The following is a 19,538-nucleotide window of genomic DNA, read 5'->3' as shown; positions in this document are numbered from 1 at the left end:
GATCCAGAAGGAGCGGTGTACGGCGGTCTACGGCGTGCCTACGATGTTCATCGCCGAGCTGGCGCACCCGATGTTCGACATGTTCGACCTGTCGAGCCTGCGCACCGGCATCATGGCAGGCTCTCCGTGCCCGATCGAGACGATGAAGCAGGTCATGGACCGCATGCACTGCCCGGAGATCACCATCGCGTACGGGCTCACTGAGGCGTCGCCGGTGTTCACGCAGACCTCCACCGACGACCCGATCGAGCGCCGGGTGGAGACCGTCGGTCGCGCCTTGCCCGAGATCGAAGTGAAAGTCGTCGATCCGGAGACCGGCGAGGAGTGCCCGCCGAACGTCCCTGGCGAGCTGTGCTGCCGCGGCTACAACGTGATGAAGGGCTACTACAAGATGCCCGAGGCGACGGCCGCCGCCATCGACAAGGACGGATGGCTGCACTCGGGCGACCTGGGGACCGTCGACGAGGAGGGCTACTACCGCATCACCGGCCGCATCAAGGACATGATCATCCGCGGCGGCGAGAACATCTACCCGCGCGAGATCGAGGAGTTCCTCTACACGATGCCGGGCGTCCAAGACGTGCAGGTGGTGGGTGTGCCGGACGCGAAGTACGGCGAGGTGGTCGGCGCGTTCATCAAGAAGGCGCCCGGAGCGGACATCACCGAGGAGGACGTGCAGGAGTACGCCCGCGCGCGCATCGCGCGCTACAAGGCGCCGAAGTACGTGTTCTTCGTCGACGAGTTCCCGATGACCGCGTCCGGCAAGATCCAGAAGTACAAGCTCCGCGAGATGGCCAAGGAGATGCTCGACATCCGGATCGGCGTGTTCGCAGGCGAGAACGACCCCAGCGCGGCCGCTGCCGACGAGGGGCAGCAGGCGTGAGCGGCGCGATGGTCGAGGTGCGCTGGCACGGCCGCGGCGGGCAGGGCGCCGTCACGGCCGCCAAGATCCTCGCTCAGGCCGCGTACCTGAGCGGGTGGGAGAGCGTCACCGCCGCGCCCTCGTTCGGCGCGGAACGTCGCGGGGCGCCCGTGACGGCCTCGACGCGCATGGCGCACGAGCCGATCCGCGTGCTCTCGCAAGTCACGGCGCCGGACGTGGTCGTAGTGCTCGACGACTCGCTGGTCTCGGCGGTCGACGTGGCCGCTGGCCTGAAGCCCGGTGGCGTCGTCATCGTCAACACCGTCGACCCGGCGCTTCGCATCGACGTGCCTGCCGGAGCGCGCGTGGTGCGCACCGACGTCACCGGCGCCGCGCAGGCCGCCGGCGTGGTCGTCGGCGGTCAGCCCATCGTGAACACGGCGATCCTCGGCGCCTTCGCGGCAGCCACGGGGTCGGTCACGCCCGAGGCGGTCGAGCAGGCCATCGCGGCCGCCTTCTCGGGCACGGCAGCAGCGCGCAACATCGAGGCCGCGCGCCTCGCGTACGAGTGCACGAACGCGTGAGAAGGAGCCAGATGGACGCCTTCGACCTGATCGCGATGTCGAGGCCGGCCCGCGGCGAGGCGGGCCGGACCGGCGATTGGCGCAACGAGCGCCCCGTCATGGACGCGGGCGCGTGCGTGGCAGCGAGGCAGGGGCGCACGACCTGCCAGATCTGCTGGGCGCACTGCCCGGACGCGTGCATCGCGCAGGGCGCTCCGCCCGAGATCGACCTCGAGTTCTGCAAGGGCTGCGGCATCTGTGCCGAGGTGTGCCCTTCGCACGCCATCGAGATGGTCCCCGAGGCCCAGCACGGCGTGTGCGAGACGGCAGGGGGCGAAAAGCGGTGACGAAGCGCATCCTCACCGGCAACGAGTCGGCCGCGTGGGGCGCACGGCTCGCTCGCGCCCAGGTGGTCGCTGCCTACCCGATCACCCCGCAGTCGCCCGTCGTGGAGACGCTCTCGTCGTGGGTCGAATCGGGCGAGATGCCGGCCGAGTTCATCGCCGTCGAGTCGGAGCACTCGGCGATGTCGGTGTGCATCGGCGCGTCGACGGCCGGCGCCCGTGCGTTCACAGCGACTTCCTCCAACGGCCTTGCGTACATGACCGAGCAGATCTGGTGGGCCGCAGGCGCCCGCCTTCCGATCGTGATGTGCGTCGCCAACCGCTCGCTCGCCGCGCCGTGGAACGTGCTCAACGACCAGCAGGACTCGATGAGCGTCCGCGACGCTGGCTGGGTGCAGCTGCACTGCCGCGACAACCAAGAGATCCTCGATACGGTCGTCCAGGCCTACTGGGTCGCCGAGCGGACGAATCTGCCCGTGATGGTCTGCTACGACGGATTCTTGCTCTCGCACACGGCGATGCCGGTCGACGTCCCGGACGCTGCGGCAGTCGATGCGTTCCTGCCGCCACGGCCCGCTCCGCTGCAGGTCATCGCCCCAGACGACCCGCGCAACATCGGCCCTGTCGTCATCGCCGATCCGCGGCGCGATGCAGACGGCGTGCTGCGCGGCGGCTACATGGAGCTTCGAGCCGCCCATCACGAAGCGCTGCTGGCTGCCGCCGACGTCGTGCAGGAAGCCGCGGAAGCGTGGGGACGCGCCATCGGCCGTCGCACCGGCGGGCTTCTCGTCGAGCATCGGCTTGAGGACGCCGAGATCGTGCTGGTCGCCGCGGGCTCGCTCGTCACGCAGCTCACCCTTGTGGCAGACACGCTTCGCAGCGACGGCGTGGCTGCAGGCGTGCTCGGCATCCGCTGCTACCGCCCGTTCCCGGCCGAGGCGGTCCGAGAACGGCTTTCGGATGCGCGCGCAGCGCTCGTGTTCGACAAGGCGCTGTCGTACGGCTACGCAGGCCCGATCGCGACGGACCTCAAGGCGGCGCTTCACGGCGCGGCAGGCTCACCTGCGGTGTACGGCGCGGTCTGCGGGCTCGGCGGACGCGACGTCACGCCCGAAGCGCTCGCAGACGAGGTGCGGCGGGCGCTCATCGACGCGCGTGCCGGCGTCGTGGACCGCGCGACTGCCTGGGTCGGTCGTCTTCAGGAGGGAGTGCGATGACGCGCATCACCGAGCTTCCCGTCGAAGAGCGGGTGCTGCCCGGCAACCGAGCGTGCGCTGGCTGCGGGCTCGGCATCGGTCTGCGGGCCATCACCAAGGCGCTCGAAGGGCGGGCCGTCATGACCGTGCCGGCGAGCTGTCTGACGGTGCTCGGCGGCATGTACCCGGTGTCCTCGGTCCGCATGCCGTGGGTGAATTGCGCGTTCCCGTCGACGGCGGCAGTGGCGGCGGGCATCGCCGCGGGGCTGCGCGCGACCGGGCGCGGCGACGAGATGGCGGTTCTCGCGATGGCAGGCGACGGCGGCACGGCCGACATCGGCATCCAGGCGCTGTCTGGCGCGGCCGAACGCAACGAGGACCTCATCTACCTGTGCTACGACAACGAGGCGTACATGAACACCGGGACGCAGCGATCCGGCTCGACGCCTTCCGGCGCACGCACGACCACGACCTGGTCGGGCAAGCGGGAGAACCCGAAGGACGTTCCGCGCATCATGGAGGCCCATCGCGTCCCGTACGTCGCCGTGACGAGCGCAGCGTTCCCGACCGACGTGTACGACAAGGTCGCGAAAGCGCGCGCGATGCGCGGTTTGCGCTACGTCCACATGCACACGCCGTGCCCGAGCGGGTGGGGCTTCGACCCCGCACTTTCGGTGCGCCTCGGGAAGCTGGCCGTCGAAAGCGGCATCGTGGTGCTGTACGAGGTCGAGCACGGCGTCTTCCGGCTCACCGGCCGGAGCGCGGCCCTCGCGAAGGCCGGTGCGGCGCTGACGCCTGTCGGCGAGTACCTGAAGGCGCAGTCGCGGTTCAAGGGCCTCGACGCGGAGGCTGAGGCCGCAATCCAGGCGTGGGTCGACGAGCGCTGGGCCGAGGCGCTCGAACGCCACGCGCGAGGCGCGTAGGGCCCGCTCGTGCGCTATCGCTCGCGAAGCCAGACGGCGAAGGCCTTGTCGTCGCGCTCGATGTGCGCCGCAAGCCAGTCCGCCAGGAACTCCGAGAGCTCCTCGGCTGCCACGCGCTCGCCGTTGAAGAACCGCGCGACGTAGCGCATCGTATCGGCGGTGAGCTGCTCGTGGCGGCTGCGGTGCGGTCCGAGCCCGGGGTACGACGCTTGCTCCATCAGCGTCTCTTCGTCAGCGAAGTGCTCGGTGACGTACTCGGTGAGCCCGTAGATCGCGTCGGTGACGGTGTCCTCGTCGCAGTTCTCATCGAGCGAGCACGAGCTCAGCGTCGAGGCAAGCTTGAACAGCCGCCTGTGCTGCCGATCGACCTGCTCTACACCCGTTTCGAGCGCAGGGTCCCATGCGAATCGTTCGTCCATGTCGACCTCCTTGCACCAATCTAGCGCATGTCCGCGCGCTCGTCGCGGTGCTGCGGTACACTCTGGGCGTTTCCAGCGCGAGGAGGTAGAGATGCCGATCGTCCACATCCACATGTACGAAGGCAGGACCGTCGAGCAGAAGCGCGAGCTCGTCAAGCGCGTCACCCAGGCGATCGTCGAGACCGTGGACACGAAGCCGGAAGCGGTGCACATCGTCATCCACGACATGGCGCGCCACGACTACGGGGACGGCGGGAAGCTCGGCTGCGATGCGTGAGGGGGTCGACGACCGCATCCGCGATCGCGTGCGCGTGCTGATGCCGCAGGCCGTCGAAGACCTGCGGGCGCTCGTCGCGGTCCCATCGATCGCGTTTCCAGGCTACGACCGTGCGCCGGTGCTCGAGGCCGCCCGAGTCACAGCCCGGCTTCTCGAGCGCGTGGGCTGCGCGGTGCAGTTCCTCGAGATTCCGGACGCGCCGCCTGCTGTGTTCGGCGAGATTCCTGCACCTGCCGGCGCACCGACGGTGCTTCTGTACGCGCACTACGACGTGCAGCCGGAAGGAGACGCGAGCGCGTGGCTCTCGCCGCCCTTCGAGCTCACCGAGCGCGATGGTCGGCTGTACGGTCGGGGCGCTGCCGACAACAAGGCCGGCATCGTGATGCACGCGACCGCACTGCAAGCGCTCGCTGGTGAGCTTGGCATCGGTGTGAAGGTGCTCGTCGAGGGCGAGGAGGAGACCGGCCGAAGCGGGCTTGAAGAGTGGGTCCTCGCGCATCCTGAGGTCGTCGCGGCAGACGTCGTCGTCGTGGGCGACATGGGGAACTGGCGGGCAGGCGAGCCGACGCTCACGACATCGCTCAGGGGCGTGACGGACTGCACCATCGAGGTGCGGACGCTCGCGGCGCCGGTCCATTCAGGCTCGTACGGCGGCCCGTTCCCCGACGCGCTCATGGCGCTGATAAGGGCCCTCGACACGCTGCTCGACGAGAACGGCGACGTCGCCATCGACGGGCTGACCGGCACGTCATGGGACGGCCTGGAGCCTGACGAAGGCGGCATCGCCCGTGAGGCCGGGCTGCTGGACGGCGTCTCGCTCATCGGAACGGGAACGCTCGGTGAGCGCCTGTGGGCGAAGCCGTCCGTCAACGTCATCGGCATCGACGCGCCAGCGGTCGAAGGCTCACGCAACGCTCTGGTGCACGAAGCGCGAGCGCGCGTGAGCCTTCGCGTCCCGCCCAGCTCCGATCCAACCGAGGCGCAGCGGCTGTTGATGGAGCACATCAGGCGCTCGGTGCCGTGGAATGCGCGGGTGCGCGTGACGCCAGGCGCGGTAGGCCCGGGGTTCGCTGCCGATACGAGCGGTCCGGCGTATTCGAAGGCGCGCGAGGCGCTGCGCGAAGCCTACGGGCGCGATCCGGTCTCGCTCGGCGCAGGCGGCTCTATCCCGCTCGTGAGCGCCTTCGCGCGAACGCTGCCCGGTGCAGAGATCATCCTGTGGGGGCCGGAGGACGGCTCGTGCGCGATCCATGCTCCCAACGAGAGCGTCGATAGAGAAGAGCTCGAACGCGCGACGGTGGCAGAGGCGCTGCTGCTGGCCGGGTTGGCACGGTAAGAGACGCTACGGCCGCCTTGAAACGCGGCGTCCTCTTGGGCTATAGTGCTTTGGCGCGAAACGGCCAGGTAGCTCAGTTGGTAGAGCAGGGGACTGAAAATCCCCGTGTCGGCGGTTCAAGTCCGTCTCTGGCCACCAGTGATGCTGAGAAGGCCGAGCCCGAAGCGGGCTCGGCCTTCTTGTTCACGTCGCTTGCGTCCAGGTAGACAGTGCGCTTCGTGCGAGCATACGTCACTCGCCGGATCTCGAGATGAGCACGAGCCGCACCGTCGATCCGCGGGGGACCGTGCGCCAGGTCCGGGTACTGGCCGAGCGGCCACCCTGCAGAACCGTGCGCGAACACTTCATCGTCCTCGCTCATGACAACGACCTCCAACGTGAGGCCGGCCTTGCGCGCAATCTCCGTGTAGACCTCTTGGCGGCGCGCGTCACCGTACCGGGCGGTTTCCCCGCTCTGCGACAGCTCCGTGCTGAAGTCGCTCTCGCTCCCGAGAGCGACGAGGTCTGGAACGATGACGCGGTCGCTCTGATGGGTCTCTCGTGCACTCCCCTGAGCGGCGTTGTTTCGCGGAGCCGAGGTGCTGCACCCGGCGCACAGGCCGCTGAATGCGAGCAGGCCGACCGCGTGCAAGGAGTGCGAACGTCCGTGCCTTCATGGTTCTCTGCGTCGTTCTCCTGTCGATCGTCACAGAGGCGCTTCAGGCGAGCCGTGCGGCTCGATTCACAAAGTGCGGTGTGCGTGTGAAAGCCTGCGACGACGTTACGCGGGAGGCAGGGCGCTCGTGCCATTCCGCCGGGATCGCCTCAAGTTCGCGCTCGTTCGCGCCGATACTCCTCCGAGTATGGGGGACGCGTTGAATGCGTCCCCTCTGACTTCTACCGTCGGCCGAGACTCGCGCTCGACTGGCGCAAAGAGGGTCGATCAGCGTGGCAGCAGAAACCAGTGGCGATACGAGCGGCGTCAGCCGTGAGGCCGCCCCGGCATTCATCGTGACGTCCGAGGACGGGGCTTCGTATCGGATCCGTCTCGACGACGTCCCGTTCGCCGAGGTGATCCTCGCACCGGACCTGCGGATCGTGGCGGTCAACAAGGTCGTGCGCGAGTGGTTCCCGGAGATCGACTTCTCGCAGTCTCCTCCGTGCTGGCGGTTGTGGAGCCCTGCGCCGCCCGAACGCGGGTGGGATGGTTGCCCCTCCCGCGCGGCGTTCGCTGACGGTGCGCCGCACGTCGCTGAACGCGAGTGCCTGACTGCGCTCGGAATCAGGACGCTCGTCATCTCGGCAGCGCCGGTCATCGACGACGACGGCCGTGTGGTAGCAGCGAGTATGACGCTGCGCGATGTCACCGAGGAGCGTGCCGCTCGTCAGCGAACGCGGGAACAAGAGGACCTGGTCGCGGCGATCGGCGAGTCGATGGGCGATGCTCTGGTGGTGCTGGACGACAGAGGACGGATCGTGCTGTGGAACCGTGCAGCCGAGCGCCTGTTCGGGTACGCCCGAGACGAGGTCCTGGGTGCTGACGTGCACGGACTGCTGGCGCCCAGGCTGCCCGAAGAGGCGGTCCAGGAGCAGTTCCAGCGGTTTGCGGCAGAAGGGACGCTGTCGTTCAAGGAAGGCGCGCTCGAGCTCGCGGCGCGCGCGAAATCTGGCGAGGAGATCCCCGTCGAGGTCGTGCTCTCACCCGTGAGGTTCGACGGACGGGCACACGTCGCGGCCGTCGTCCGAGACATCCGGGAGCGCAAGGCGGCCGAAGCGGCCACGGCGGAGCTTCTCGACGCCGCCCGCCGCAACGCGCTCCTCATCGAGAGCATGACCGAAGGCGTTGCGCTTCACGAGATCGTCCTTGACGACGCCGGACGGCCCGTGGACTACCGGTTCCTCGACGTGAACCCGGCATTCGAGTCGATTCTGGGCCTGAGGAAGCGAGACATCGTCGGCAAGACGGTGCGCGAGGTCCTGCCCGGCGTGGAACAGGCGTGGATCGACCGGTATGGCGAGGTGGCCCTCACGGGCGTTGCGCAGCGCTTCGAAGATCACGCATCTGCGCTGGGGCGTTGGTTCGAGGTAACGGCGTACTCCCCGCAACCGGGGCAGTTCGTCACGGTCGTCACGGACATCACCTACCGCAAGAAGGCAGAGCAATCGCTGAAGCGCCACAACGCGGAGCTCGAACGGCGCGTCGCAGAGCGTACCCGAGACGTGGAGCGCCCGCTCGAAGAGCTGCGTGCGGCGAACGCTGCGCTCGAGGAAGCCGTGGCGATGCGAGACGACTTCCTGCGCGCCATGAGCCATGAGCTCCGCACGCCGCTGAACTCGGTTCTCGGGTTCTCTGAGCTCCTCTTGAGCGGGCTCGCCGGCGACTTGGACGACGAGCAGAAACGGCAGGTGGGCTTCATCCGGGCATCCGGAGAACAGCTGCTCACGCTCGTGAACGACGTGCTCGACCTTTCGCTGCTGCGGGCGGGCCAGGCGCACGTGGACATCGCCGAGTTCGACGCCCGCGAGATGCTCGATGAGGCGCTGAGCGGGCTCAAGATGCAAGCCGAAGACAAGGGGCTCGCTCTCGCGTGGTCTGTCCAGGGCGAACCGGCGGTGCGCAGCGACAAGCGGCGCATCGTGCAGATCCTCCACAACCTCGTCGGGAACGCCGTCAAGTTCACGGAGTCCGGGGAGGTCCGCGTCCTGTTCGTCCACGACAGCGACGGCGTCGAGTTGAGCGTGTCTGATACGGGGCCAGGGATCCCGGCAGAGGAACGGGGCCTCATCTTCGAGGAGTTCTATCAAGTCGCGCGAAGGGGCGCGGCCAAGCCCCTGGGCGCCGGTGTCGGTCTCTCGGTCGTGAAGGGCGTGGCCGAGCTGCTCGGCGGCGCGGTGGTGGTTGAGAGCGAGCCAGGACGCGGCTCGACGTTCCGCGTCCAGCTGCCTGAAATCGAGAGTCCCTTCGAAAGCGAAGAAGACGGCACCGAACTGCTGAGGAGCTAGACGGCCGATCCGGCGATGCTTGCGCGCCCTCGCTGCTGCCAGACAAGGCTGCTATCCTTGTGTGGCGCATCGAGCACCAGAGAGTGACCGGAGCGTCACATGACCAATCGCCGCATACGTGCGTTCGTTTTCTGCCTGCTCGTCGTCGTGGCCGTGGCGGCCGTGCCCGCGACGCCTGCTTCCGCGTCTCCAGTTGACGCCGAGATCCAGCAGAAGGAAGCCGAGCGGCAGGCCGCGCTCGCAGACGTCGCTCGCTTGCAGGCGCAGCTCGAGCAGCAGATCTCGGAGTACCTCGACTTGGTGGCGCGGATCGACCGGGCGCGCCAAGACGTGGCGGATGCGCAGGAGCGAGTCGCCCAGGCCGAGGCCGACCTGGAGCGGGCGCGGACGGCGTTCACGGCACGTGCTGCCGAGCTGTACCGGTCAGGGAAGGTCGACTATCTCGAGGTGCTGCTCAGCGCAGATTCTGTTCCGGATCTGTTCAAGCGTATCGACTACCTTTTCTTCGTCACGCGATACGACACGCGGGTCGTGGAGGATCTGACCGTTGCGAAGCGCCAGCGTGCGTTCGAGCAGCGCGACTACGAAGACCGCGTCGCCCGGCTCGAGCAGATGCGCGTGGAGGCAGAGGCGAGTCGCAAGGCCATCGAGCAGGCGATTCAAAATCAGCAGGCCCGTGCGACGGCGCTTGGCGAAGATATCGCCGAGCTCATGCGCCGCAAGGCGGCAGAGGCAGCGAAAGGGGGGACGCCTGGAAGGGACTTCGCACCGGACACGATCATATCGGACGCGAACTTCAGAGACGCGGCGTGTATGAGCGTTTCGGACGTGCAGGCGTTCCTCGAGAGTCTCTCGAGCACGCTCGCGACCTACCGTGGGCCTGACTACGCAGGTCGCGACAAGACGGCAGCGGAGATGATCGTCGATGCGGCAGTCTACTGGAACGTCTCTCCGAAGGTGATCCTGGCGACTCTGCAAAAGGAGCAGTCCTTGCTTGAGGACCGCAGCCCCTCTCAGTACGCGTACGACTGGGCGATGGGGTGCGGCAAGACCGACAGCTCGACCCTCACACAGTACCAGGGCTTCGGGAACCAGATCTGGTACGGAGCGCGCGCGCTCGACCGCAACGCCGACGGTTGGTATCCGGGCGTGCGGCTCGTGATCGACGGAAGCCCGGTCTTCCCGACCAACGCCTCGACCTACTCTCTGTACCGCTACACGCCTCACCTGCACGGGAACACGTCCTTCTGGATGCTGTACTGGCGCTACTTCGGCGACCCGGTGTCCTAAGGGGCTGACCTGAGGCTCCCGCGAATCGTTGCGAACGGCGTGCTCGTTATACACTGAGAAGTGCGCGAGACAGGAGGAGCACGATGGCGCGGGCGCTGGTCGTCGACGATGAACGCAACATCAGGGACCTCGTCGCGATGTACCTCGTGGCCGCAGGCTTCGATGTCGACGAGGCAGATGACGGACGCATCGCTATAGAGATGGCCCGGCAGTCGCCGTACGACGTCGTGATCCTGGACGTCATGCTGCCCGGTGCGGACGGTGCTGAGGTGTGCCGAAGCATCCGTGAGGCGTCGGACGTCCCCGTCATCATGCTCACGGCGCGCGACATCGAGTCGGAGAAGGTGGCGTTGCTGGAGGCAGGGGCCGACGACTATGTCACGAAGCCGTTCTCGCCGCCGGAGCTCGTGGCCAGGGCCCGAGCGGCCGTGCGTCGCTATCGAGGGTCGCCCGACGCGGAAGGCGGCGTGCTTCGCGCGGGCGGTCTCGTCCTGGATCCGGCGGCCCACGAGGTCAGCGTCGACGGATCCTCAGTCACGCTCACTGCTCGGGAATTCGCCATCCTGCATGCGCTGATGAGGCAGCCAGGAGTCGTCTTGAGCCGACAGCAGATCCTCGACGCCGCGTGGGGCTTCTCGGACTTCGTCGACGAGAGGGGCGTCGACGTCCACATCCGGCACATCCGCGAGAAGATTGGCGATGACGCGGCGGAGCCGCGGTTCATCGAGACGATCCGCGGCGTCGGCTACCGCTTCAAGAGGGACGCCAGGTGAGCGCGGTCGGAGCGGGGATGAGGCGGCACCCCTTGGCAGCGCGTGTTCGCGGCGCGACAGTCGTCGTTGCCGCCTTGTCGGTGTTCGTTGCGTCGGTCGCCTTCTACGCGGTCTGGTCGACGCAGGCCATGGCGAGGCGTACGGCAGAGCTCGGCAGGCAGGTCGCGGCGCTCGCGAGCGGTCTGAGCGCCGGTGGTCCCATCGAGGGCTCCGGCGACGCTGGGTTGCGTGCCCGGCTCCTGCGTGTGCAAGCAGGGCTGATCGGCGCTCGGCTCATAGTGGTGGACGCCGACGGCCGTGTGATGTTCTCCACGTTCGAGCCAGGAGAGGGCCCGCAGTCGATCGACCTGTCCGTGTTCTCGCGCCCCGACGCGCAGGGCGTGCGTGTCGCGGTGCGCGACGTGGCGAGCGGCGAGCGGCTCTTGCTGGTGGCTGCGCCGATCCGGAGCGGGGGGTACCTCGTTGGTGCCCAGACGGTCCGTGACGTGCAGAAGACGAGGTCGACGCTCGTGGCTGTGCTGGCTGCCTGCATGCTGCTGGCTCTCGCCGTCGCGTGGTTTGCGGGCGGTACCATCGCGCAGCGGGTTGCCGCGCCGCTCGCGCGGCTCAAGGCCGGGGCCGAGGGCATAGCGGCGGGGCAGTGGGGCGCCGAAGTGCCGGTCGAAGGCGACGAGGAGGTCGCAGCACTCGCGCAGTCGTTCAACGACATGTCGAGGCGTGTGGCAGCGGTCTACGAGGCTCAGAAGTCGTTCGTGAGCGACGTGTCGCACGAGATAAGGACGCCCGTCGCCTCGATCGCAGGCTACGCGCACGCGATCGCTGACGGCACTGCGAGCGACGTAGACACCGTGGTGCGGTTTGCACGCGTGATCGAAAGCGAAGCGCGACGGCTAGCGGACATCTCCTCGACCCTGCTCGCGCTCTCAGATCTGGACGCGGGGCGTGTCGAGGTCGCGCGCACGCCCGTCGACCCGCGGGCGCTTGCTGATGCCCTCCGCGTGCGGTTCACGACGGCAGGCGACAGGTTGGCTATCGATGCGCTCGATCCAGGCGGCGCACGCCCGAACGCAGACGCTGAGCGCCTGCTGCAGGTGGCGAGCGTCCTTGTGGACAACGCGCTGAAGTACGCGGGTCCGACCGGCACGGTGCGCGTGAGCGCGCAGGCCGACGAGGAGTCCTGGTCGCTCGTGGTCGACGACGATGGCCCTGGCGTTCCGGCCGATGCCCGTGAACGGATCTTCGAGCGCTTCGTGCGGCTCGACCAGGCGCGGGCGTCAGGTGGCGGTTCCGGCCTCGGGCTTTCGATCGCCAAGCGACTCGTGGAGCTCATGGGCGGAAGCATTGCCGTATCAGACAGCCCGCTCGGCGGCGCGCGCTTCGTCGTGCGGCTTCCCCGGGCGTGAGGGCTCTCAACCGATTCCCAACAGTGCGTTCATGGTGCCGCAACACGCCGAGCCGATGATAGTGGCAGATGAGAAGCCACGCTCGGAGGCGAGCGGGTGTAGTGTAGAATCGAAGCGAGGTGAGCAAGATGTCGGCCATCTTCACGAGAAAGACGCTTGCGACGGTAGCGCTGGTCGCCGCCGTCGTTCTCGCCGGCCCGGCTGTGGCGTCGGCGTTGCCGCAGATGATGCGCCCCGCCGGGTCTTCGAGCACCACGGCTCAGGCCAACCAAGCGATCGTCACAGAAAACCTCCGCAACCGCATCGAGAATGTGATCAGGGCGCGCGAGGCGCGCTTCCGCGCAGCCGAAGCGCTCCTCTCGAAGAAGCAGACGCGGCTGGAGCTCCTCGCGAGCAAGGTCGAATCACTGGGCGCTGACGTGAGCGCTGTCAGGGCGAGGATCGAGGAGTCCCGCCAGCTGCTCGAGCAAGCGCGTGAGCAGGAGCAGACCGCCATCCAGGCCATGCGCGGCGTGCCGGACGCCACCGATCGTCGTGGCGCGTTCCGCCAGGCGAGGCTTCAGGCGCGTGAAGCGGTCCTGACGCTGAAGCAGTCGAGGGTCGCTCTGCGCGAGGCCGCTCGGGAGCTGCGGCAGATCGCGCTCGCCCTCAAGGAGGACGCCGACGAGTGAGGACCCGCTCTGCGCTCATAGCAGTCACGCTGTGCGTAGCGCTCGCCGTTCTGGCGGGCGCTACGGGCTGTTCTCGTTCGTCTCGCGGGGCCTCCGGCACAGCTCCCGCAACCGGAGCAGCGGAGATGACGCAGACGGTCGAGCCGACCGCTTCCGGCGGGCAGACCGGCACTGATGGCGCAGCGTCCGGGCAGGACTCGACCGCGGTGCCTGGAGACTCCGACGCGATCATCCGCGAGCTCGATGCAATCGAGCGGGAGCTCGGCGGAATGGACCTGCCGAGCGAGATGGACTTCGACGCGCTCGAAAGCGAGATCCGCTAAGACGGGCGACTCAGCCGGTGATAGCGCCGTTCACGCACGCATCACAGGTACTGCCAGACGTCGTCGATGCCGGCTTCGGCGGCAGGGAGCGCCTCTTCGATCGAGAGCGCGAACCCGCCCGACTCCGAGGAGACGAGCCGCAAGTCGACGACCTCGGGGAACTCCAGCCATCGGCCGTCTGCGTCGATCAGGCGCTTCACCTTCGGCCTGAGCAGGTCGTCGCGGTTGACGCGGAACACGACGCCGATGGTGCCATCTGACAGACGGACGACGGCGCCCATCGGATAGATCCCGAGCAGCGCGACGAGCGCTTTGGTGAGCGACGGGTCGTACGCCTTGTTGCGGCCCTGCATGAGGACCGCAAGCGCCTTGTCGGGTCGGATCTCCCGCCTGAACGGACGCCGCGTCGTCATCGCGTCGTAGGCGTCGCAGAGCGCCACGATTTTTGAGAAGAGATGCTGCTCGCGGGGCTCCTTCGGCTCGGGATACCCTTGCAGGTCGTGGCGCAGGTGATGCTCGTACGCGACCACCATCGGCATCTGGTCGACGAGCTGGATGCGCTTGAGCAGATCCGCGCCCTCGGTGGTGTGGCTCTTCACGATCTGCCACTCGTCTGCCGTGAGCGGGCCTTCCTTTGCGAGGATGTCCTCGGGGATCCGCACCTTGCCGAGATCGTAGAGAAGCGCAGAAAGGCCGAGCGACTTCAGAGACTCGGCATCCAGGCCGATGGACGCGCCGAGCGCGAGCGAGAGGATGCATACGTTGATGGAGTGGTTGAGCGTGTAGTCGTCGTGGCTCTTGATCGCCGTGAGTCCGAGGACCGCGGCAGGATCCTTCAGCAGCATGTCGAGCAAGTTGCTCACGACCGACTGCAGCGGCTCGACCTCGAACACCTTGCCGAGCTTCGCCTTCGTCTCGACGTCGTGCATCGCTTCGAGCGCTCGGTCGTAGTGTCTCCGGGCCTCGGTCTTGTGCTCTTGCGCCTCTGCCTCGCGAGCGGTCTCGTCCAAGTCGGTCGTCTCCGACACCGCAACGGCCGTGGCGCCTCGCGCGGCCAACGCGACCGCGGCCGCCTCGGCATCTGCGATGTCGGTGTCGTTCAGCACGGACACGAGCGCCAGGGCGTCTTGCTGCGCGAAACCGAGGCTCAGCGTGATGGCCGAAATGCCACGCGCGAGCGTGTCCTCGATCACCTTGCGGTAGGTCACGCTCTCCTCAGGCATCACGTGGTTCTCGATGAACAGAGTGCCCTTGTAGATGTTGATGGTGACCGTCTCGAACCCGAGGTCCATCACGTCCGAGACCGCCTGCACGAGCGCATCGAGAGACTGCTCGACGAGGGGGTGCGTCTCGGGGTACAGCGAGGCGTTCGTCGCGGCGACGGCAAGAGCGCGTGCGAGGTCGCGAGCACGCTGGAGCCGCTTCGCGGTCGCGAACGGCGTCCTGGTCGCAGGCTGCGCGAGCGCAGCGATCTCCTCGTTCGACTCGAGGCGGTCGTCTCGTGGCATCGTTTCGTCTGTCACGTCTATCGCGTCCCTTCGTCTCGCCCCTCTGCATCGAGCGCCGCGAGAACCTCGCGCGCCCGCTGCACGACCTGACGGGCCTTCCTTGCAAACGGCCTCCGTGCGGCGACGCGTGCGACCACCTCCCGCGCGCCTGCGGGGCGTGCACGTTCTATGGTACTGAGGATTTCGAGCTTCAGCTCGTGGTTCCTACGGAGCGGACCGTCTTCAGCGAGCACGCGCATGAGCGCAGGCATGGCCGCATCCACGTGCGCGCGCGCGATCTCGCGCACGGCAGCCATCCTGGTTTCAGGGTCCGCATGCCGCACGGCGCGGGCAAGCGCCTCGGCGGCTTCGGGAGTGCCGCTGTCTGCGAGCGCGCGCAGCACGCCGAGCCGGACCTGCGTGGCGGGGTGTTCGAGAGCTCTCGCAGCCACGCCGACCAGCCGCTTGTCGCCAAGCCCCAGCAGGACCTGCGCGGCCGAAAGCGCCTGTGCTTCGCTGCCGGCCGTGAGCTCCGCGCCTGCAATCGCCACGACGTGCTCGGAGATGCGAGCCAAAGCGCGGAGAACCGCCTCTCGCTGCGCGCTCTCCAACCGGGGGATCGCAGCGATCGCTTCGCCAGCGAGCGCGCGAGCCGCGGCTGAGGCGGTCTCTGCCAGGTCTGGTGCGTCCGAGGACTGCGCGATGAGGGCGATCGCGTCGGACAGCCGGTCCACGGCGCCTGTCCGCAGGGCGACGACGCTTGCGTCGGCGAGCGCCTGCAGCGAGTGGGTGCCGCGCTTGCGCTCGAAGACCTCGATGCTTGTGAGCAGCGCCCGATCCGCAGCAGACGCGGGCGTCGCTTCGCGGAGGAGGGCCTCGATGGTGAACTGGTCTGCCTCGTCGGCTTCCGCCTCGGCCGCGAGCTCGCTGGCGTCGACGGACGCGGGGATCCCGCGTGCGGGGTCAGACTCGGGGACTGGCTGCAACAGCGCCCTCACCTCGCGCAGCACCTCGGCCGGCAGTGGAATCTCCTGCAAGAGCGAGTCCGTGCTCCCGCCGCGCTGATCTGCGACGAGGCGAAGGAGCCGCGCGAGCGCCGCAGGCGGCATCGTGGCGAGCGCGGCCAGCATGCCCTCCATCGGGGCGCCAGTGGGAGTGCGCTGCAAAGCGTCCTGCACGAGGCGGGAGCGCGTCTGCTCGTCGAGCACGAGGAGCGATTGCGCGATGCGCGCGAGCGCGAGGTCGCGCATCGCAGGCTCAACGCCCGCCAGCGCTTCGGCCACAGGATCGTGCGGTGTGGCGGTGGCCGCAGTCTCGCGCCATCGTTCGCACGCGCCCGGGACGTGCTGTGCGACCTCGTCGAGCGGGGCGGAGACGAGGTCGACGCCTGCGAGCCCCTCGCCCTCGCTCGCTCTGAGAGAGACCTCGACGAGGGCCAGGTTCTGGGCGCCTGCGGCGACGAGCGCCGCGCGAGCGCCGCCGCTGGTGCGGACGTCCCGAGCGTCGCGCGAGAGGATCTCCACCAGCGATGCGACCTCCGCGGCCGTCACGCCGGGCGCGATGACGAGCTGCCCGACCTGCAGCGCGTGCAGCGATTCTGCGAGAGCCGCGGTCGCGGGACGCCCTTCGCCGACAGGGACGCCATCGAAGAGGAAGCGCTCGCGGTCCACTGCGAGCCGCACGGGCCCATCTGACGCCATCGCTGCGACAGCGCTGGACGCACGCCCTATGGCCTCCTCGCGCATCGGAGAGGATGGCGGATACAACCGCACTGCGCCTGCGGCAGACGCCAGCGCGCGCAGACCCTCTTCCATGAGCGCGATCTTCTCGCTGCCCGATGCTCGTGCCACGGCTCCTCCCGGGGTCTTCGCCCCGTATATCGGCTGCCGACCGTCCGACCTTGGCGACCTGCGTCACACGAGGCGCCTCGTCTACTGGACGATTGCTGCCGATATGCACATAGTAACCCTGGGATGCCCTGTCCGTACCCTCGGAGGAAGCATGGCGCTCCGTACCGATGCATACTACCGGCAGGTCGCCGAGCGTGCGGTGCGCGAGGCCGGTATCGAGGAGCCTCCCGTGCCGGTTGCCGCCGTGGCCGAACGCATGGGGGTTCCCATATTCCGAGCGGCATTCCCGTACTGGTTCACGGGCATGCTCGTGCACGAGGACGGCATGCCGCTCATCGTCCTGAACGCGACGAAGGACAGGGCCGTCCAGGACAGTGCTGTGGCGCACCTGCTCGGCCACATACTCATCCTCCTCGACGACGCGAGCGAGCGCTACCCCAAGGCGGACGCGGAGGGCCATCGGGCGGCAGACGTGGTCGCAGATGAGCTCACGCTGCCGGGCTTCATGGTGATCGAGCAGGCTGCCAAGTGGTTCAACGATTACCGCTACCTCGCGCGGCTTTTCGGCGTGACCGAGAAGCGCATGCTGGAGAAGATGCAGGCGCTCGGCCTCATCAAGCTGCGAGGGATCCTGTGGGACTACTAGCGGCGAGAGCCCGCGCGCTCGGGTGCGCTATCATCAGGCGGTCATCCCCGACGCGTGCAGAGCGGCAGGAGGTCTCATGAGAGCGTCGTACGCAGTGGGAGTCGACGTCGGCGGCACGAGGATCGCTGCAGGGCTCGTCGAACGGAAGGGCCGGATCCTCAGGGAGGCCCGGACGCTGACGCCGAAGAACGGGCCGTTCGCGATCGCTGACGCCATTATCGACTTGATCGACGAGGTGTCCGACGGCGTGCAGCGCGCGGAGATCGCCGGTGTCGGCATCGGCGTGCCAGCACAGGTCGACTTCGCGAAGCAGACCATCGAGTTCTGCACCAACCTGCCGCTTGCCGGCGTCGATGTCCGCTCGCTCGTGATGACGCGCGTCAAACACGACGTCGTGCTGGACAACGACGGGCACTGCGCTGGTATCGGCGAGTCGCAGTTCGGAGCGGCCAAGGGCGTGCGGGACTTCGTGATGATCACGCTCGGAACGGGCGTCGGCGGCGCGCTGTTCTTGTCGGGCGAGCCGTACCGCGGCGCGCGCGGGCTCGGCGGCGAGATCGGCCACATGGTGGTACGGCTCGACGGCCCGCAGTGTCCGTGCGGGGGGTACGGCCACCTGGAGGCGTATCTCGGGCGGCCCGCGCTTGCCGCTCGTGGACGTGAGGCGGCTCGGTCCTTTGCAGCGCAGACGATCCGCGACCTTGCAGGAGGCGACCCTGACGCGGTCACCGCAGAGAACGTCGTGGAAGCGGCGAAGCGCGGCGACGAGAGCGCCCGGGAGATCCTGTACGAGGCCGGTCACGTCCTCGGGCAGGCGCTCGTCGGCATCGTGAACCTCCTGAACCCGAAAGCCATCGTCATCGGCGGCGGCATCGGAGAGTCCGCTCCTCTGATCGTCGAGCAGGCCGCCAAGATCATCGGCGAGGAGGCCCTTGCAGGCCGGAGGGACGTGAGCGTGATCCGTGCCGCGCTCGGCAACGATGCAGGCGTGATGGGAGCTGCAGCGCTCGCATTCGACGAGCACGACAGCAGGGAGGCGTTGCACCGATGAGTGCAGCCAAGGTCTACTTCACGCCCGTCAGGACGGCGATGAAGCGCAGCCTCGTGACGCGTGCAGGCACGCTGCTCGAGCGCGCCGGCCTTGCCGACGCTGTGGCCGAGGGCGATCTCGTGGCCGTCAAGCTGCACTTCGGCGAGGCCGGGAACACTGGTTTCGTCCATCCGGTGTACCTCCGCGAGGTCGTGCGCCGTATCAAGGCCGTCGGGGGAAGACCGTTTCTGACAGACGCGAACACGCTTTATCGCGGCGAACGCGCGAACGCGGTCGACCACATCGAGTGCGCGCTGCACAACGGGTTCTCGTACGCGACGGTGGAGGCCCCGATCATCATCGCCGACGGCCTGGACGGCCGCGAGGCGGTGGATGTCCCGATCGAAGGGAAGCACTTCGACTCGGTGCGCATCGGCGCCGCGGCCGTGCATGCCGACGCGATGGTCGTGGTCACGCACGTGAAGGGGCACGAGGCCGCCGGGTTCGGCGGCGCGCTCAAGAACGTCGGCATGGGGCTCGGGTGCCGTTCGGCCAAGCAGCGCATGCACGCCGACTTCCGGCCCGAGGTCGAGGAGAGCGCGTGCCGGTCGTGCGGCAGGTGCGTGACGTGGTGCCCTGTCGGCGCGATCGCGCTCGGCCCCGATCGGGTGGCCGTCGTCGACTATGGTGTCTGCTACGGGTGCGGGGAGTGCGTCGCGGCGTGTCCCTACGGCGCCATCGCCACGCAGTGGAAGACGACGCCGGACGCGCTCCAGGAGAAGATCGCCGAGCACGCGGCGGGCGCGCTCAGGGGCAAGCGCGGGAAGGTGCTGTACCTGTCGTTCATCACGAACGTGTCGCCCGACTGCGACTGCTGGCACTTCTCCGATGCCGCGATCGTGCCCGACATCGGCGTGCTCGCCTCAGACGACATCGTCGCCATCGACCAAGCGGCCTACGACCTCGTGTCCAAGGCGCCTGGCCTCTCCGGCACGCGCGGCGAGTCGCTTGGCACGGGAGAGGACAAGTTCGCGGCGGTGAGCGGCGTCGACGGGACGCACGTGATGCGACACGCGGAGGCCCTCGGCCTGGGCACCAGGGCGTACGAACTCGTGACGGTGCAGTGACATTCCAGTACGCTTGACGCATGCAGGTCTGCCGGC

At 68.2% G+C, this 19,538-nt stretch carries 19 protein-coding genes and 1 tRNA gene; 17 read left to right on the top strand and 3 right to left on the bottom strand.

What is annotated here, in order from left to right; all coding sequences use genetic code 11:
* The 5 genes from MX659_RS08070 to MX659_RS08050 all read left to right on the top strand — a co-directional run.
* A partial coding sequence (locus MX659_RS08070; protein WP_267192958.1) for an AMP-binding protein occupies positions 1-883 on the top strand: 883 nt, incomplete at its 5' end.
* A gap of 8 nt (positions 884-891) precedes the next feature.
* On the top strand, positions 892-1,446 hold the full coding sequence (locus tag MX659_RS08065) for a 2-oxoacid:acceptor oxidoreductase family protein (protein ID WP_267192978.1): 555 nt from the start codon (positions 892-894) through the stop codon (positions 1,444-1,446).
* Between the two features lie 11 nt (positions 1,447-1,457).
* Complete coding sequence (locus MX659_RS08060) at positions 1,458-1,772, top strand: 4Fe-4S binding protein (RefSeq protein ID WP_267192957.1); 315 nt, start codon at positions 1,458-1,460, stop codon at positions 1,770-1,772.
* Positions 1,769-2,986 (top strand): transketolase C-terminal domain-containing protein, encoded by a 1,218-nt coding sequence (locus tag MX659_RS08055; RefSeq protein WP_267192956.1) that lies wholly within the window; start codon positions 1,769-1,771, stop codon positions 2,984-2,986. Before MX659_RS08060 ends, MX659_RS08055 begins: the two co-directional genes overlap by 4 nt.
* Positions 2,983-3,888 (top strand): thiamine pyrophosphate-dependent enzyme, encoded by a 906-nt coding sequence (locus MX659_RS08050; protein ID WP_267192955.1) that lies wholly within the window; start codon positions 2,983-2,985, stop codon positions 3,886-3,888. The genes MX659_RS08055 and MX659_RS08050 overlap by 4 nt, the downstream gene beginning before the upstream one ends.
* A gap of 14 nt (positions 3,889-3,902) precedes the next feature.
* On the opposite strand, the gene MX659_RS08045 is transcribed toward MX659_RS08050, so the two are convergent.
* Complete coding sequence (locus tag MX659_RS08045) at positions 3,903-4,307, bottom strand: bacteriohemerythrin (protein WP_267192954.1); 405 nt, start codon at positions 4,305-4,307, stop codon at positions 3,903-3,905.
* A gap of 91 nt (positions 4,308-4,398) precedes the next feature.
* On the opposite strand from MX659_RS08045, the gene MX659_RS08040 reads away from it, so the two are divergent.
* The 9 genes from MX659_RS08040 to MX659_RS08000 all read left to right on the top strand — a co-directional run bounded on the left by MX659_RS08040 (position 4,399) and on the right by MX659_RS08000 (position 13,362).
* Positions 4,399-4,584, top strand: coding sequence for a 4-oxalocrotonate tautomerase (locus MX659_RS08040; RefSeq protein WP_267192953.1), 186 nt, complete (start codon positions 4,399-4,401; stop codon positions 4,582-4,584).
* On the top strand, positions 4,577-5,920 hold the full coding sequence (locus MX659_RS08035; RefSeq protein WP_267192952.1) for a M20/M25/M40 family metallo-hydrolase: 1,344 nt from the start codon (positions 4,577-4,579) through the stop codon (positions 5,918-5,920). The genes MX659_RS08040 and MX659_RS08035 overlap by 8 nt, the downstream gene beginning before the upstream one ends.
* A 62-nt stretch (positions 5,921-5,982) precedes the next feature.
* A tRNA-Phe gene (locus tag MX659_RS08030) sits at positions 5,983-6,058 on the top strand.
* 789 nt (positions 6,059-6,847) lie between these two features.
* Positions 6,848-8,902: a sensor histidine kinase gene (locus MX659_RS08025; protein WP_267192951.1), complete on the top strand. Its 2,055-nt coding sequence runs from the start codon at positions 6,848-6,850 to the stop codon at positions 8,900-8,902.
* A 99-nt stretch (positions 8,903-9,001) separates the two neighbouring features.
* Positions 9,002-10,192 carry a coiled-coil domain-containing protein gene (locus MX659_RS08020; protein WP_267192950.1) on the top strand — a complete coding sequence of 397 codons (1,191 nt, stop codon included), beginning with the start codon at positions 9,002-9,004 and terminating at the stop codon, positions 10,190-10,192.
* 83 nt (positions 10,193-10,275) lie between these two features.
* Positions 10,276-10,965, top strand: a complete 690-nt coding sequence (locus MX659_RS08015; RefSeq protein ID WP_267192949.1) for a response regulator transcription factor — start codon at positions 10,276-10,278, stop codon at positions 10,963-10,965.
* Positions 10,966-10,997: 32 nt separating this feature from the next.
* On the top strand, positions 10,998-12,368 hold the full coding sequence (locus tag MX659_RS08010; protein ID WP_267192948.1) for a sensor histidine kinase: 1,371 nt from the start codon (positions 10,998-11,000) through the stop codon (positions 12,366-12,368).
* 128 nt (positions 12,369-12,496) lie between these two features.
* Positions 12,497-13,039, top strand: a complete 543-nt coding sequence (locus MX659_RS08005; RefSeq protein WP_267192947.1) for a hypothetical protein — start codon at positions 12,497-12,499, stop codon at positions 13,037-13,039.
* A 125-nt stretch (positions 13,040-13,164) separates the two neighbouring features.
* Entirely contained in the window at positions 13,165-13,362 is a 198-nt protein-coding gene (locus tag MX659_RS08000; protein ID WP_267192946.1) for a hypothetical protein, read from the top strand.
* 41 nt (positions 13,363-13,403) lie between these two features.
* Here the strand turns inward: MX659_RS08000 and MX659_RS07995 are convergent, their stop codons facing one another.
* Both MX659_RS07995 and MX659_RS07990 read right to left on the bottom strand, forming a co-directional pair.
* Positions 13,404-14,870, bottom strand: coding sequence for an HD-GYP domain-containing protein (locus MX659_RS07995; RefSeq protein WP_267192945.1), 1,467 nt, complete (start codon positions 14,868-14,870; stop codon positions 13,404-13,406).
* Between the two features lie 17 nt (positions 14,871-14,887).
* Positions 14,888-16,699: a HEAT repeat domain-containing protein gene (locus tag MX659_RS07990; RefSeq protein ID WP_267192944.1), complete on the bottom strand. Its 1,812-nt coding sequence runs from the start codon at positions 16,697-16,699 to the stop codon at positions 14,888-14,890.
* A gap of 151 nt (positions 16,700-16,850) precedes the next feature.
* On the opposite strand from MX659_RS07990, the gene MX659_RS07985 reads away from it, so the two are divergent.
* The 3 genes from MX659_RS07985 (at position 16,851) to MX659_RS07975 (ending at position 19,502) form a co-directional block, all read left to right on the top strand.
* A complete protein-coding gene (locus MX659_RS07985) occupies positions 16,851-17,345 on the top strand; it encodes an ImmA/IrrE family metallo-endopeptidase (protein WP_267192943.1) in 495 nt (164 codons plus the stop codon).
* A 76-nt stretch (positions 17,346-17,421) separates the two neighbouring features.
* Positions 17,422-18,396 (top strand): ROK family protein, encoded by a 975-nt coding sequence (locus tag MX659_RS07980; RefSeq protein WP_267192942.1) that lies wholly within the window; start codon positions 17,422-17,424, stop codon positions 18,394-18,396.
* Complete coding sequence (locus MX659_RS07975; protein WP_267192941.1) at positions 18,393-19,502, top strand: DUF362 domain-containing protein; 1,110 nt, start codon at positions 18,393-18,395, stop codon at positions 19,500-19,502. The genes MX659_RS07980 and MX659_RS07975 overlap by 4 nt, the downstream gene beginning before the upstream one ends.
* Positions 19,503-19,538: the final 36 nt, after the last annotated feature.

It is taken from the genome of Parvivirga hydrogeniphila, assembly GCF_023371205.1.
GTDB lineage: Bacteria > Actinomycetota > Coriobacteriia > Anaerosomatales > Anaerosomataceae > Parvivirga > Parvivirga hydrogeniphila.
The sequence above is the reverse complement of the archived record's forward strand: the minus strand, read 5'-3'. Positions and strand labels throughout refer to the sequence as shown.